The 13,792-nt window shown below is 64.2% G+C and carries 13 protein-coding genes; all 13 read left to right on the forward strand.

Annotated features, from left to right (window positions below; genetic code table 11):
• Window positions 1–29 precede the first annotated feature (29 nt).
• The 13 genes from ACGYK4_RS04965 to ACGYK4_RS05025 all read left to right on the forward strand — a co-directional run bounded on the left by ACGYK4_RS04965 (window position 30) and on the right by ACGYK4_RS05025 (window position 13,792).
• A complete protein-coding gene (locus ACGYK4_RS04965; protein ID WP_394455380.1) occupies window positions 30–2,321 on the forward strand; it encodes a bifunctional salicylyl-CoA 5-hydroxylase/oxidoreductase in 2,292 nt (763 codons plus the stop codon).
• The gene (locus ACGYK4_RS04970; RefSeq protein WP_394455382.1) at window positions 2,318–3,049 is read left to right on the forward strand and encodes an SDR family NAD(P)-dependent oxidoreductase; all 732 of its coding nucleotides are present in this window, start codon (window positions 2,318–2,320) and stop codon (window positions 3,047–3,049) included. Before ACGYK4_RS04965 ends, ACGYK4_RS04970 begins: the two co-directional genes overlap by 4 nt.
• Window positions 3,046–3,507, forward strand: a complete 462-nt coding sequence (locus tag ACGYK4_RS04975) for a MarR family winged helix-turn-helix transcriptional regulator (protein ID WP_394455384.1) — start codon at window positions 3,046–3,048, stop codon at window positions 3,505–3,507. The genes ACGYK4_RS04970 and ACGYK4_RS04975 overlap by 4 nt, the downstream gene beginning before the upstream one ends.
• Window positions 3,497–4,297, forward strand: a complete 801-nt coding sequence (locus tag ACGYK4_RS04980; protein WP_394455385.1) for an enoyl-CoA hydratase family protein — start codon at window positions 3,497–3,499, stop codon at window positions 4,295–4,297. The genes ACGYK4_RS04975 and ACGYK4_RS04980 overlap by 11 nt, the downstream gene beginning before the upstream one ends.
• 44 nt (window positions 4,298–4,341) lie before the next feature.
• Window positions 4,342–5,493, forward strand: coding sequence for an acyl-CoA dehydrogenase family protein (locus ACGYK4_RS04985; RefSeq protein ID WP_394455387.1), 1,152 nt, complete (start codon window positions 4,342–4,344; stop codon window positions 5,491–5,493).
• Window positions 5,490–7,112: an AMP-binding protein gene (locus ACGYK4_RS04990; RefSeq protein WP_394455389.1), complete on the forward strand. Its 1,623-nt coding sequence runs from the start codon at window positions 5,490–5,492 to the stop codon at window positions 7,110–7,112. The genes ACGYK4_RS04985 and ACGYK4_RS04990 overlap by 4 nt, the downstream gene beginning before the upstream one ends.
• The gene (locus ACGYK4_RS04995) at window positions 7,109–7,936 is read left to right on the forward strand and encodes a tryptophan 2,3-dioxygenase (RefSeq protein ID WP_394455391.1); all 828 of its coding nucleotides are present in this window, start codon (window positions 7,109–7,111) and stop codon (window positions 7,934–7,936) included. The genes ACGYK4_RS04990 and ACGYK4_RS04995 overlap by 4 nt, the downstream gene beginning before the upstream one ends.
• A complete protein-coding gene (kynU, locus tag ACGYK4_RS05000; protein ID WP_394455393.1) occupies window positions 7,937–9,124 on the forward strand; it encodes a kynureninase in 1,188 nt (395 codons plus the stop codon). It begins immediately after the preceding gene.
• A gap of 87 nt (window positions 9,125–9,211) precedes the next feature.
• On the forward strand, window positions 9,212–10,357 hold the full coding sequence (locus ACGYK4_RS05005; RefSeq protein ID WP_394455394.1) for an ABC transporter substrate-binding protein: 1,146 nt from the start codon (window positions 9,212–9,214) through the stop codon (window positions 10,355–10,357).
• Between the two features lie 96 nt (window positions 10,358–10,453).
• Window positions 10,454–11,371, forward strand: coding sequence for a branched-chain amino acid ABC transporter permease (locus ACGYK4_RS05010; protein ID WP_136720382.1), 918 nt, complete (start codon window positions 10,454–10,456; stop codon window positions 11,369–11,371).
• A gap of 3 nt (window positions 11,372–11,374) precedes the next feature.
• Entirely contained in the window at window positions 11,375–12,358 is a 984-nt protein-coding gene (locus ACGYK4_RS05015) for a branched-chain amino acid ABC transporter permease (RefSeq protein ID WP_394455396.1), read from the forward strand.
• Window positions 12,351–13,106, forward strand: coding sequence for an ABC transporter ATP-binding protein (locus tag ACGYK4_RS05020; protein ID WP_394455398.1), 756 nt, complete (start codon window positions 12,351–12,353; stop codon window positions 13,104–13,106). Before ACGYK4_RS05015 ends, ACGYK4_RS05020 begins: the two co-directional genes overlap by 8 nt.
• The gene (locus ACGYK4_RS05025) at window positions 13,103–13,792 is read left to right on the forward strand and encodes an ABC transporter ATP-binding protein (RefSeq protein ID WP_394455400.1); all 690 of its coding nucleotides are present in this window, start codon (window positions 13,103–13,105) and stop codon (window positions 13,790–13,792) included. Before ACGYK4_RS05020 ends, ACGYK4_RS05025 begins: the two co-directional genes overlap by 4 nt.

The raw sequence follows: 13,792 nt of genomic DNA on the forward strand, positions 1-13,792 counted from the left end.
CTTCCAAAGCGAACCAGAGGGGAATTTCGATGCGTGCAATCTGTCTTGGCGGCGGTCCTGCGGGGCTGTACTTCGCGATCTCTCTCAAGCTGCGCCAGCCCGAGGCCGATGTCACCGTGCTTGAGCGCAACCGCCCCGATGACACCTTCGGCTGGGGCGTCGTGCTCTCGGACGAGACGTTGGACAATCTCGAGGCCAATGATCCCGTCTCGGCCAAGGAAATCCGCAGCCACTTCGCCTATTGGGACGACATCGCGCTGCACCACAAGGGCAACACGATCCTCAGCTCCGGCCATGGCTTCTGCGGCATCGGGCGCAAGCGGTTGCTGCTGATCCTGCAGGAGCGTGCCCGCGAATTGGGCGTGAACCTGCAGTTCGAGACCGAGGTGAAGGCCGCTTCGGAATACATGGACGACTACGATCTGGTTGTCGCCTCGGACGGTCTGAACTCCAAGACCCGGATGGAGTTCGAGGACACTTTCAAGCCCGACATCGACGTGCGCCGCTGCCCCTTCGTCTGGCTCGGCACGCATCAGAAGTTCGACAACGCCTTCACCTTCATATTCGAGAAGACCGACAAGGGCTGGATCTGGGTTCATGCCTACCAATTCGACAAGGACACGGCGACTTTCATCGTCGAATGCAGCCAGGAGACTTTCGACGCCTACGGTTTCGGCGAGAAGACGCAGGAGGAGACGATCGCGATCTGCGAGGAGATCTTCAAGGACCACCTTGACGGGCACAAGCTGATGACCAACGCCAGCCACATCCGCGGCTCGGCTTGGATCAAGTTCCCGCGCGTGCTTTGCGAGAAGTGGAGCCACGAGAACGTCGTGCTGCTGGGCGATGCCTCGGCCACGGCGCATTTCTCGATCGGCTCGGGCACGAAACTGGCGCTGGAATCGGCGATCTCGCTGGCGAAACACGTCAGCGACGACGTCGATCTGCCCACGGCTTTCGAAAAATACGAAGAGGCCCGCCGCCTCGAAGTGCTGCGCCTGCAATCGGCGGCGCGCAACTCGGTCGAATGGTTCGAGGACGTAGAGCGCTACCTCGACCTCGACCCGGTGCAGTTGAACTACTCCATGCTGACCCGCAGCCAGCGGATCAGCCACGAGAACCTGCGCGAGCGGGATCCGAAGTGGCTTGAGGGGGCCGAGAAATGGTTCCTCGAACAGGCGGGCGCCGACACCAATGGCCCGATCCGTGCGCCGATGTTCGCGCCCTTCCGCCTGCGCGACATGAAGCTCAACAACCGCATCGTCGTCTCGCCCATGGCGCAGTACAAGGCCGTCGACGGCTGCCCCACCGACTGGCATCTCATCCATTACGCCGAACGCGCCAAGGGCGGCGCGGGGCTGGTCTATACCGAGATGACCTGCGTCTCCCCCGAGGGTCGGATCACGCCGGGGTGCCCCGGCCTCTACGCGCCCGAGCACGAGGCGGCGTGGAAGCGGCTTACGGATTTCGTCCATGCCGAGACCGACGCCAAGATCTGCTGCCAGATCGGCCACTCGGGCCGCAAGGGCTCGACCCAGCTCGGCTGGGAAGAAATGGACGCGCCGCTGAAAGCGGGAAATTGGGAGATAATCTCGGCCTCGCCGATCCCGTGGTCGGAAAACAACGCCGTGCCGAAGGAAGCGACACGCGCGGATATGGACCAGATCCGCGACGAATTTGTTGAGGCTGCCCGCATGGCGGAGCGCGCCAATTTCGACATGATCGAACTGCACGCGGCCCACGGCTACCTGATCTCGTCGTTCATCTCGCCCCTGTCGAACCAGCGCGAAGATAAATACGGCGGCAGCCTCGAGAACCGCATGCGCTATCCGCTCGAAGTCTTCCGCGCCATGCGCGACGCCTGGCCCGAGGAAAGGCCGATGGCGGTGCGTATCTCGGCCAACGATTGGGTCGAGGAAGACGGCGTCACGCCCGAGGAAGCGGTCGAGATCGCGCGCATGTTCAGTGAAGCCGGGGCCGACATCATCGACGTCTCGGCGGGCCAGACCTCGAAACAGGCCAAGCCGGTCTATGGCCGCATGTTCCAGACGCCTTTCAGCGACCGCATCCGCAACGACGGCGGGATCAAGACCATGGCCGTGGGCAATATCTACGAGGCCGACCACGTGAACTCGATCCTCATGGCGGGCCGCGCCGATCTGGTCTGCCTCGCCCGCCCGCATCTGGCCGACCCCTATTGGACCCTGCACGCCGCCACCGCCATCGGCGACCGCCACGCCGACTGGCCGCTGCCCTACGGCCCGGGCCGCGATCAGGCATGGCGTCTGGCGGACCGTGCGGCGGAAATGGAGAAGGTATGAGCCATATCGTCATCACCGGCGGCGGCACCGGCGTGGGGGCCGAGATCGCCCATGCGGTGGCCGGCACCGGCGCCAAGGTGACCATCATGGGCCGCCGCGAAGCGCCCCTGCGCGAGCAAGGGTTGCCGTTCCAGACCTGCGACGTGACCGATCCGGAAGCGGTGCAGGCCGCCTTCGCCGCCGCGCGCGCTGAGAATGGCCCCATCACCGGCGTCGTCGCCAATGCGGGTGCTGCCCATTCCGCGCCTTTCCACAAGATCACCGCGCAGGACATGACCGACATGATGGCGGTCAATGTCACCGGCGTCTTCAACGTCTGGCAGGCGGCACTGGCGGAGATGAAGGAGGCCGGGCAGGGGCGGCTGATCGCCGTGGCCTCCACCGCGGGCCTCAAGGGTTACCCATATGTCGCGGGCTATGTCGCGGCCAAACACGGTGTCGTCGGCCTCACCCGCGCGCTGGCGCTGGAACTGGCGCGCACGGGCATCACCGTGAACGCGATTTGCCCCGGTTTCATCGACACGCCGCTTCTGGAACGCTCGGTCGGGAATATCACCAAAACCACCGGCAAGAACGCCGAGGAGGCCCGCGCCCTGCTGAAACGCGCCAGCCCGCAGAACCGCTTCGTGGAGACCTCCGAGGTCGCCGGTGCCGTGCTCTATCTGCTCTCAGATGCCGCGGCCTCGGTCAACGGCCACGCGCTGGCGCTATCGGGGGGCGAGGTGTGAGCAACGCGGCCAAGGATCGCGTCCGGCTCTGGCTGCGGCTGCTGAAGGTGGTGCGCGGGCTGGAGCAGGAGCTGCGCGACAGGCTGCGGCGCGAGCATAACACGACGCTGCCGCGTTTCGACGTGATGTCGGCCCTCTCGCGCCATCCCGAGGGGCTGAAGATGAGCCAGCTTTCCGGCGTGCTGCGGGTGTCCAACGGCAATGTCACCGGCATCGCCGACCGCCTCAGCGAAGAGGGGCTGGTGGAGCGCATCCCCGTGCCGGGCGACCGGCGCGCGATGATGCTGCGGCTGACGCTTGAGGGGGCGGCGCAATTCGCCCGCCAAGCGCAGGCGCATGAAGACTGGATCAACGAAAAACTGCGCGGAATCTCCTCCGAGGAAGCCCGCGCCATGGCGGCCCGCCTACAAGCCTTCGCCGCCCAAACGGAAGAAGAGGAAAAAGCCAATGCGCAGTGATGTGACGCATTTTCAATGCGAGATCAAAGACCGGATCGCCACCGTGCGGCTCGACCGGCCCGACCGCAAGAACCCGCTGACCTTCGACAGCTACGCCGAGCTGCGCGACTGGTTCCGCGATCTGGTCTATGCCGATGACGTCGATGTGGTGATCTTTGGCTCCAACGGGGGTAACTTTAGTTCCGGTGGCGATGTGCATGATATCATTGGCCCTTTGACCAAGATGAACATGAAAGAGTTGCTGCAATTCACCCGCATGACCGGCGATCTGGTCAAGGCCATCGTGAATTGCGGTAAGCCGGTGATCGCCGCCGTCGACGGTGTCTGCGTCGGCGCGGGCGCGATCATCGCTATGGCCTCGGACCTGCGGCTGGCGACGGCGGAGGCGAAGACGGCCTTCCTCTTCACCCGCGTGGGCCTTGCCGGCTGCGATATGGGCGCCTGCGCGATCCTCCCGCGCATCATCGGCCAGACGCGGGCCGCGGAACTGCTCTACACAGGCCGCGCCATGTCGGCGGAAGAGGGCGAACGCTGGGGCTTCTACAACCGTCTGGTGACGGGCGAGACGCTGGAGGAAGAGGCCATGGCACTGGCCAAGAAAATCCAGGCCGGCCCCAATTTCGCGCATATGATGACCAAGACGATGCTGGCGCAGGAATGGGCCATGTCGATCGAACAGGCGATCGAGGCCGAAGCGCAGGCGCAGGCGATCTGCATGCAAACGGGTGATTTCGAGCGCGCCTACAACGCCTTCGTCGCCAAGGAACGCCCGGTCTTCGAAGGGGACTAAGCCAAATACGAAAGCCAAAAGATAACACGCGGGGAGGCGTAACCATGGCTGACACAAGTTTTCTCGACTGGCCCTTTTTCGAGCCGCGCCACAAGGAACTGGCGCTGAAGCTCGACGACTGGGCCAAGCGCGAACTGAAAAACGTGGATCACGGCGACACAGACGGGGCTTGCCGCGATCTGGTGACGATGATGGGGCAGGACGGCTGGCTGCGCCACAGCGGGGCCGAGGGGAACGAGATGCTCGACGTCCGTACCCTCTGCCTGATCCGCGAAACACTGGCCCGCCACGACGGGCTGGCGGATTTCTCCTTTGCGATGCAGGGACTTGGTACCGGGGCGATCTCGCTCTTCGGGACCGATGAGCAGAAGGCCGAATGGCTGCCCAAGACCCGCTCGGGGCAGGCGATCTCGGCCTTTGCCCTGACCGAGCCGCAGTCCGGCTCGGACGTGGCCAATTCCACCATGACCGCGACGCCGGATGGCAACGGCTATGTGCTCGACGGGCGCAAGACGTGGATTTCCAACGGCGGCATCGCGGATGTCTACACCGTCTTTGCGCGCACCGGGGAGGCGCCGGGCGCCAAGGGGCTTTCCGCCTTCATCGTGCCCGCCGACACGCCGGGGCTCAAGGTCGAGGAACGGCTCGAGGTCATGGCACCGCACCCGCTGGCGACGCTGCATTTCGACGGCCTGAAACTGCCCGGCTCGGCGCTTCTGGGTGAGGCGGGGCGCGGCTTCGCCATCGCCATGTCGGTGCTCGACGTCTTTCGCTCCACCGTGGCGGCCGCGGCCCTCGGCTTTGCCCGCCGCGCGCTGGACGAGGCGCTCACGCGCGTGACCAGCCGTCAGGTGCAGGGCGCGCCCTTGAGCGAATTGCAGATGGTGCAGGGCCATATCGCGGATATGGCGCTCGACGTTGATGCGGCAGCACTGCTCGTCTACCGCGCCGCATGGACCAAGGACAGCGGCGCGCCGCGCGTCACCCGTGAGGCGGCGATGGCCAAACTTTTCGCCACCGATCAGGCGCAAAAGGTCATCGACAAGGCCGTTCAATTACACGGCGGCGATGGTGTGCGCAATGGGGAGGCAGTCGAGCGACTTTACCGTGAAATCAGGGCCTTGCGCATTTACGAGGGCGCCTCGGACGTGCAACGTGTTGTCATCGCTCGACAGACTTTGGGAGCCATGTCATGAAGCTGCACCCGACCGGACATGAAGACACATTCGCCCGCGACAACCTGCCGCCCTTCGACCAGTGGCCGGATCTGTTGTTGGAGGGCTTCGATTATCCCGAACGCCTGAATGTCGGCGTCGAACTCACTGATAAAATGGTGGAAAAAGGTTTCGGCGACCATACCGCGCTGATCGGCAACGGGCGGCGGCGTACCTATAAAGAGTTGTCGGACTGGACGAACCGTTTGGCCGCGGCGCTGGTTGAGGACTTGGGCGTGAAGCCGGGCAACCGGGTTTTGATCCGCTCGGCCAACAACCCCGCGATGGTGGCCTGCTGGCTGGCGGCGACCAAGGCAGGCGCGGTGGTCGTGAACACCATGCCGATGCTGCGCGCGGGTGAGCTTTCGGCCATCGTCGACAAGGCCGAAATCACCCATGCGCTTTGCGACACGCGGCTGATGGACGAGATGACGGCCTGCGCCAAGACCTCGAAATTCCTCAAGACCGTCGCGGGCTTCGACGGTACCAGCAATCACGACGCCGAGTTGGACCGTCTGGCGCTTGAAAAGCCGGTTCATTTTGAGGCGGTGGATACCGCGCAGGATGATGTGGCACTCCTCGGATTTACATCAGGAACCACCGGTAACCCCAAGGCAACAATGCATTTTCACCGTGATCTTCTGATCATCGCGGATGGCTATGCGCGCGAGGTGCTCAGCGTCACCCCCGAGGACGTCTTCGTGGGCTCGCCGCCTCTGGCCTTCACCTTCGGCCTTGGCGGTCTTGCCGTATTCCCGCTCCGCTTCGGGGCCGCAGCGACCCTTTTGGAGACCGCCAGCCCGCCCAACATGATCGAGATCATCGAGAAGTACAAAGCCACCGTTTGTTTCACCGCCCCCACCGCCTACCGCGCCATGATGCAGGCGATGGAGGAGGGCGCGGACCTCAGCAGCCTGCGTGCCGCCGTCTCGGCAGGCGAGACGTTGCCCGCGCCGGTCTACCATGAATGGCAGGAAAAAACCGGCAAGCCCATGCTCGACGGGATCGGGGCGACGGAGATGCTGCATATCTTCATCTCCAACCGTTTCGATGACCACCGTGCGGCCTGTACCGGCAAGCCGGTAACGGGCTACGAGGCGAAGGTGATCGACGCGGAGGGCAACGAGGTGCCGCGCGGCGAGGTGGGCCGCCTAGCGGTGCGCGGGCCCATCGGTTGCCGCTATCTGGGCGACAAACGGCAGGCCGATTACGTTAAGGACGGCTGGAACATCACCGGCGACAGTTTCATCATGGACGAAGACGGCTACCTGCATTTCGCCGCCCGCAACGACGACATGATCATCAGTTCGGGCTACAATATCGCGGGACCGGAGGTCGAAGCCGCACTTCTAAGCCACCCTTGGGTCAGCGAATGCGGCGTGGTCGCCGCCCCCGACGAGGCCCGCGGCTCCATCGTGCAGGCGCATGTGGTTCTGGGCGAGGGTACGCCAGAAGATGCCAACACCATCAAGACGTTGCAGGATCATGTTAAAGCGACGATTGCGCCTTACAAATACCCGCGCGACATCAAGTTCATCAAGGAACTGCCCAAGACCGCCACCGGCAAGATCCAGCGTTTCGCGCTGAGAGAGGGCAAATGAGCACGTTCGACGAAGCCTCCAAGGGCGCCAAGATGGATTTCGCCAAGGACAAGTCCTATGGCGATTACCTCGGGCTGGACCAGATCCTGACCACCGAGAACCCGCTCGACATGGCGCATGACGGGCTGCTGTTCATCATCCAGCACCAGACGTCCGAGCTTTGGATGAAGCTTGCGATCCACGAGTTGACGGCCTGTCGAGAGGCCCTGCAGGCCGGCGATTTGCGGCCTAGTTTCAAGATGTTGACCCGCGTGGCAAGGATCTTTGAACAGCTCAATTCCGCCTGGGACGTGCTGCGCACCATGACGCCCAGCGAATACACGCAGTTCCGCCCCTACCTTGGCGCGTCCTCGGGCTTCCAGTCCTATCAGTATCGCTTGATCGAATATCTTCTGGGCAACCGCATCGCCGCGCTGACCAAGCTGCACGAACATACGCCCGAGCCGCACGCGGCGCTTGTGGCGGAGATTCAGCAGCCGAGCCTTTATCAGGTGGCGGTCGATCTGCTTTGTGACCGGATGGGGGTGCCCTCGCTCGCGGGCCAGCCCGAGCCGCGTGCATGGGAGGCTAAGCAAGAGGTGCAGGACCTCTGGAAAAAGGTTTATGAAGACCCGGCAACCCATTGGGAGCTCTACGAATTGGCCGAGAAACTTGTCGATCTTGAGGATTACTTCCGCCGCTGGCGGTTCAACCACGTCACCACCGTGGAACGCATCATTGGATTCAAACGCGGCACGGGCGGCACCTCGGGTGTGACGTATCTGCGCAAAATGCTCGAGGTGGAGCTCTTCCCCGAGCTTTGGCATGTGAGAGGAGCACTGTAAGTGTCTGTTTTGAGAAAAGATCAGTTTGTCCTGCCGGAGGGTGTCATCTACCTCGACGGCAACTCGCTGGGGCCGCTGCCGAAGGCCGCCGCGGCGCGGGTGCAGGAGATGATCACGGACGAATGGGGCGAGATGCTGATCCGCGGCTGGAACAAGGCCGCTTGGATGGAACAGCCCGCCCGCGTCGGCAATATGGTGGCGGGGATCATCGGCGCGCCCGAGGGTTCGGTCGTCATGGGCGACACGCTCTCGATCAAGGTGTTTCAGGCGCTGGCCTCGGCGCTGAAGCTGCGGCCCGGGCGCAAGGTGATCCTGTCGGACAACGGCAACTTCCCGTCGGACCTCTATATGGCCGAGGGGCTGGTGGGGCTGTTGGAGCAGGGCTATGAACTGCGCACCGTGGCGCCCGAGGAAGTGACGGAAGCCATCGGGGAGGACATCGCCGCCGTGATGCTGACGGAGGTCGATTACCGCACCGGCCGCAAGCACGACATGAAGGCGATCACCGAACTGGCCCATGCCAATGGCGCGGTGATGATCTGGGATCTGGCGCATTCCGCGGGCGCGCTGCCGGTGGACCTTGCAGGCTCCAACTGCGAATTCGCCGTGGGCTGCACCTACAAGTACCTCAACGGCGGGCCGGGTGCGCCGGGCTTCATCTACGTCCGCCCCGATCTGGCCGACGCGGTGCAACCGGCGCTTGCGGGCTGGCTTGGGCATCGCCAGCCCTTTGCCTTTGAGCAAAACTACCAGCCCGGGCAGGGGATCGAGCGGATGCGCGTCGGCACGCCGCCGGTCATTCAGCTCACCGCGTTGGAAGTGGCGATGGAGCTTTGGGCCGATGTCGACATGCAGGCACTGCGCGAGGCCTCGGTGGCGTTGCAGGAGCAGTTCATCGAAGAGATCGAGCGCGACGTGCCGCAGCTGACGCTGGCGAGCCCGCGCAACAGCGCCGAACGGGGCAGTCAGGTCTCCTTCCGGTTCGAGGAAGGCTATGCCGCGATGCAGGCGGTGATCGACCGCGGCGTAATTGGCGACTTCCGCGCGCCCGACATCATGCGCTTTGGCTTCACGCCACTTTATCTGGACGCCGAGGATGTCTTCAAGGCGGTCGGGATCATCCGCGACGTGATGGAGAACCGCCTCTGGGACAACGAAAAATACAAGACCCGCGCGCGGGTGACCTGACAGTATCAGGCGCAGGCGTTAAGCTGGCAAAACGATCCAACAAAACGGGCCCGGCAAAGAGGCCCAAACCAACCAAGGGAGACTGAAATGAAGATGAAATCACTGGTGATGGCGGCCTCGGTCGCGGCATTGGCGGCAGGCGGCGCATGGGCCGAAGAGGGCAAGGTGAAGGTCGGCATGATCACCACGCTCTCGGGCGGCGGCGCGGGCCTCGGCATTGACGTGCGCGACGGGTTCCTGCTGGCCACCAAGTTGGCCGGGAACGAGAACCTTGAGGTTGTGGTCGAGGACGACCAGCGCAAGCCCGAGATCGCGGTGCAACTGGCCGACAAGATGATCCAGTCCGAGAAGGTCGACGTGATGACCGGTATCATCTGGTCCAACCTCGCCATGGCTGTGGTGCCAGCGGCGACAGCGCAGGGCAAATTCTACCTCTCGCCCAACGCCGGTCCCTCCGCGCTGGCAGGCAAGGGCTGCAACCCGCTTTACTTCAACGTGGCATGGCAGAACGACAACCTGCATGAGGCCGCGGGCGCCTATGCGAACGACGCGGGCTACGCGAACACTTTCATGCTGGCGCCGAATTACCCGGCGGGCAAGGACGCGCTGACCGGTTACAAACGCACCTATGAGGGTGAAGCGGCGGGCGAGGTCTATACCGATTTGGGCCAGACCGACTACGCCGCCGAGATCGCGCAGATCCGTGCCTCCGGTGCTGACAGCGTGTTCTTCTTCCTGCCCGGCGGCATGGGGATTTCCTTCCTCAAGCAATACGCGAACTCAGGCGTGGAACTCCCCGTGGTGGGTCCGGCCTTCAGCTTTGATCAGGGCATCCTTCAGGCCGTGGGCGAAGCCGCTGTTGGGATCAAGAACACCAGCCAGTGGAACAAAGATCTCGACAACGCGGCCAACAAGACCTTTGTCGAAGCCTTCAAGGAGGAATACGACCGTCTGCCCTCGCTTTACGCGAGCCAGGGCTATGACACCGCGAACCTGCTGCTGAGCGCGATGGAAAAGGCCGATGTGTCGGATGCCGAGGCCTTTGGCGCGGCGCTGAAAGAGGCTGATTTCGACAGCGTACGGGGCAAATTCTCGTTTGGTAACAACAACCACCCGATCCAAGACTACTACGTGCGCGAAGTGGTCAAGGAGGGCGATGTCTATACCAACAAGCTCATCGGCCCCTCGCTGACGGATCACGCTGACGCCTACGCGGCCGACTGCAAGATGTAATCCCGCGCGGCCCCGGCGCTGACTTCGGTCGCCCGGGGCCGACAAACTAACGCTTTCACGCCGGGCTTCGTCCGGCGCGCCGGGAGGCTTTGCCAAATGTCATTCATCCTGCTCGTCGAACAGGTGCTGAACGGGGTCCAATCCGGGGTCATGTTGTTTCTCATGGCCGCCGGGCTTACGCTCATCTTCGGGGTTATGGGGCTGATCAATCTCGCCCATGGGTCGCTCTACATGGTCGGCGCTTTTGCTGCGGCGGCGGTGGCGGCGGCTACGGGGTCTTTCCTTCTTGCGCTGGTGGCCGCACTTGCCGCTGCCGCATTGGCGGGCTGCCTGATCGAGATGACGGTGATCCGCCGCCTTTATGACCGCGACCACCTCGATCAGGTTCTGGCGACCTTCGCGATGATCCTGATTTTCTCCGAGGGCACGCGCTTCTTCTTTGGCTCCTTCCCGCTGTTTCTCGACATTCCCGCCGCGTTGGCGGGGCCGGTGACGCTGCCGGGCGGCATCCAGTATCCGCTTTACCGCCTTGTCATCATCGGCGTGGGTCTTGCCATCGCCGCCGGTCTCTTCCTGCTGATCGCCCGCACCCGCATCGGCATCCAGATCCGCGCGGGCGAGGCCGACCGCGAGATGATCGCGGCGCTCGGCGTCGATATCGCCAAGCTCTACACGCTGGTCTTCGCGCTCGGGGCCGCCCTTGCGGGGCTCGCCGGGGCGTTGGTGGGCGCGATCCAGTCGGTGCAAGTGGGCATGGGCGAGCCGGTGCTGATCCTTGCCTTCGTGGTGATCGTCATCGGCGGCATCGGCTCAATCAAGGGTGCGCTCATCGGCGCGCTGCTGGTGGGGCTGACGGATACGCTGGGCTCGGTCCTGCTGCCGCTCTTCTTTGCCAATTTCATGGAGGCTTCGGCGGCCACCTCCGTCGGCTCCTCGCTCGCCTCCATGTCGATCTACATTCTCATGGCGGGGGTTTTGCTGTTCAAACCCACTGGCCTGTTTGGGGAGGCCTGAGCCATGATGCGCGAAACACTTGTAAACGTCTTTCTCTTCCTGCTCCTGCCTGTCACGGCGCTGGCGGCCTTCGCGCTGGACGAGCCTTTCATCATCACGCTGGCCACCAAGGCCGCGATCCTCGCGCTGGCAGGCGTGGGGCTGAACATTGCGCTCGGCCTCGGCGGGTTGGTCAGCTTCGGTCACGCGGCGTTCTTCGGGCTGGGCGGTTATGCCATGGGCATCCTCGCGGCGCATGCGCAGAGCTATACGCCGATCATGGAGAGCCCCTTCCTGATCGAGGGCACCAAGTCGATGCCCATCATCTGGCTGGTCGCGATCGTGGTCTCCGCGCTGGCGGCGCTGCTGATCGGGGCGCTCTCCCTGCGCACCTCGGGCGTCTATTTCATCATGGTCACGCTCGCCTTCGGGCAGATGCTCTTCTACTTCTCGATCTCCTGGCCGGCCTATGGCGGCGAGGACGGGCTGTCGATCTACGTGCGCAACGGCTTTCCGGGGCTGAACACGCTGGACCCGCTGACCTTCTTTGCCATTGCCTTTGCCGTGCTGGCGCTGGTGTTGCTTTTCGCGGGCCGTCTGGCGCGGGCGCCCTTCGGCCTCGCACTCTCGGCGGCGCGGCAAAACGCCGAGCGGGTCGAGAGCGTCGGTCTCGCGCCGTTCCGTCTGCGGCTGGTGGCCTTTGTCATTTCGGGCGCGGTCACCGGGCTTGCGGGCGCGCTTTTTGCCGATCTCAACCGTTTCGTCAGCCCGACGATGTTCTCTTGGCAGACCTCCGGCGAGATCATGATCTTCGTGATCCTTGGCGGGGTGGGGCGGCTCTTTGGCCCGGTGGCCGGGGCGGCGCTTTTCATCCTGTTGGAGCATGTCCTGGGCGGGCTGTCGGAGTTCTGGCACATCTACCTCGGCTTTCTCTTGCTGATGGTGGTGCTCTTTGCGCGGGGCGGCATGATCGGCCTCATCGCCGGACGGGAGGTGGCCCATGACTGATGTGCTTTTGGATGTGCGCAACCTGCACAAAAGCTTCGGGGCGCTTAAGGCGACCGACGATGTATCCATCACCCTGCGCCCGGGCGAGATCCATGCGCTGATCGGCCCCAACGGGGCGGGCAAGTCGACGCTGATCAAGCAGATCGCGGGCGGGCTGCGCTCGGACAGCGGCACAGTGCATTTTGCGGGGCAGGATGTGACGCCGCTCAGCACCGTGCAGCGCGCGCGGGCAGGGCTGGGGCGGACCTTCCAGATCTCCTCGCTGGCGATGGAATACACGGTGCTGCAGAACGCTGTGCTGGGCGCGCTTGGCCAGTCGGGCCGGGTGATGCGCTTCTTTGCGCCGGTGATGAAACAGCCCGAGTTGCGGGCCGAGGCGATGCGCGCGCTGGAACTGGTGGGGCTGGACGATCACGCGGCCAAGCGCACATCGGACCTGTCGCACGGCCAACGCCGCCAGCTCGAGGTCGCGGTAGCGCTGACGCTGCGGCCCAAGGTCTTCCTGATGGATGAGCCGATGGCCGGGCTTGGCGCAAGTGGGTCGCGCGAGATGACCGGTTTTCTCGACGGTCTTCGGGCCGAGGCGCCGATCCTGCTGGTGGAGCATGACATGGACGCGGTTTTCGCGCTCGCCGACCGCATCTCGGTGCTGGTCTACGGGCGCATCATCGCAAGCGGCACTGCAGCCGAGATCAAGGCCGATCCACAGGTCCGCGTGGCCTATCTGGGCGAGGAGGACGCGGCATGAGCCTGCTGGAACTGAAGGACATCACCGCCTCCTACGGGCCGACACAGGCGCTTTTCGGCGTCGATCTGGCGCTGAAGGCGGGCGAGGTCTGCGCGCTGATGGGGCGCAACGGGATGGGCAAATCCTCCACCATCAAGGTGATCTGCCGGATGCTGAAACACGATAGCGGCAGCCTGCGTCTGAATGGGCGCGACATTGCGGGGTTGCCGTCGTTTCGCGCTGCACAGGCTGGCGTGGGGCTGGTGCCCGAGGGGCGGCGCTGTTTCGCGACGCTGACGGTGCATGAAAACCTTATCGCCGCCGCGCGCCCCGGCCCGTGGGACGAGGCGCGGGTGGTCAAGCTCTTCCCCCGCTTGGGCGAACGGCGGGATCAGGCGGCAGGCTCGCTCTCGGGCGGGGAGCAGCAGATGCTGGCGATTGGCCGTGCGCTGATGACCAACCCGCAGCTTTTGCTGCTCGACGAGGCGACCGAGGGTTTGGCCCCGGTGGTGCGTCAGGAAATCTGGGCCGCCGTGGCGCAGCTGAAACGTGACAGCGGTCTGGCGCTTCTGGTGGTGGACAAATCCCTCGCCGAGCTGCGGCGCGTCGCCGATCACGCCGTTATCCTCGAACGGGGCCGCTCGGTCTGGTCCGGTCCGATGCCCGCGCTCGATACTCAAATCGCCGACCAATTCCTCGGCGTGTGA

Source organism: Sulfitobacter sp. 1A13368 (assembly GCF_043557275.1).
Classification (GTDB): domain Bacteria; phylum Pseudomonadota; class Alphaproteobacteria; order Rhodobacterales; family Rhodobacteraceae; genus Sulfitobacter; species Sulfitobacter faviae.

Coding starts and splice junctions, on each gene's coding strand:
- ACGYK4_RS04995 (WP_394455391.1), top strand. CDS start 7,109: ATGAGCACGTTCGACGAAGCCTCCAAGGGCGCCAAGATGGATTTCGCC.
- ACGYK4_RS04980 (WP_394455385.1), top strand. CDS start 3,497: ATGCGCAGTGATGTGACGCATTTTCAATGCGAGATCAAAGACCGGATC.
- ACGYK4_RS04965 (WP_394455380.1), top strand. CDS start 30: ATGCGTGCAATCTGTCTTGGCGGCGGTCCTGCGGGGCTGTACTTCGCG.
- ACGYK4_RS04990 (WP_394455389.1), top strand. CDS start 5,490: ATGAAGCTGCACCCGACCGGACATGAAGACACATTCGCCCGCGACAAC.
- ACGYK4_RS05020 (WP_394455398.1), top strand. CDS start 12,351: ATGACTGATGTGCTTTTGGATGTGCGCAACCTGCACAAAAGCTTCGGG.
- ACGYK4_RS04985 (WP_394455387.1), top strand. CDS start 4,342: ATGGCTGACACAAGTTTTCTCGACTGGCCCTTTTTCGAGCCGCGCCAC.
- ACGYK4_RS05005 (WP_394455394.1), top strand. CDS start 9,212: ATGAAGATGAAATCACTGGTGATGGCGGCCTCGGTCGCGGCATTGGCG.
- ACGYK4_RS04970 (WP_394455382.1), top strand. CDS start 2,318: ATGAGCCATATCGTCATCACCGGCGGCGGCACCGGCGTGGGGGCCGAG.
- ACGYK4_RS05015 (WP_394455396.1), top strand. CDS start 11,375: ATGATGCGCGAAACACTTGTAAACGTCTTTCTCTTCCTGCTCCTGCCT.
- ACGYK4_RS05025 (WP_394455400.1), top strand. CDS start 13,103: ATGAGCCTGCTGGAACTGAAGGACATCACCGCCTCCTACGGGCCGACA.
- ACGYK4_RS05010 (WP_136720382.1), top strand. CDS start 10,454: ATGTCATTCATCCTGCTCGTCGAACAGGTGCTGAACGGGGTCCAATCC.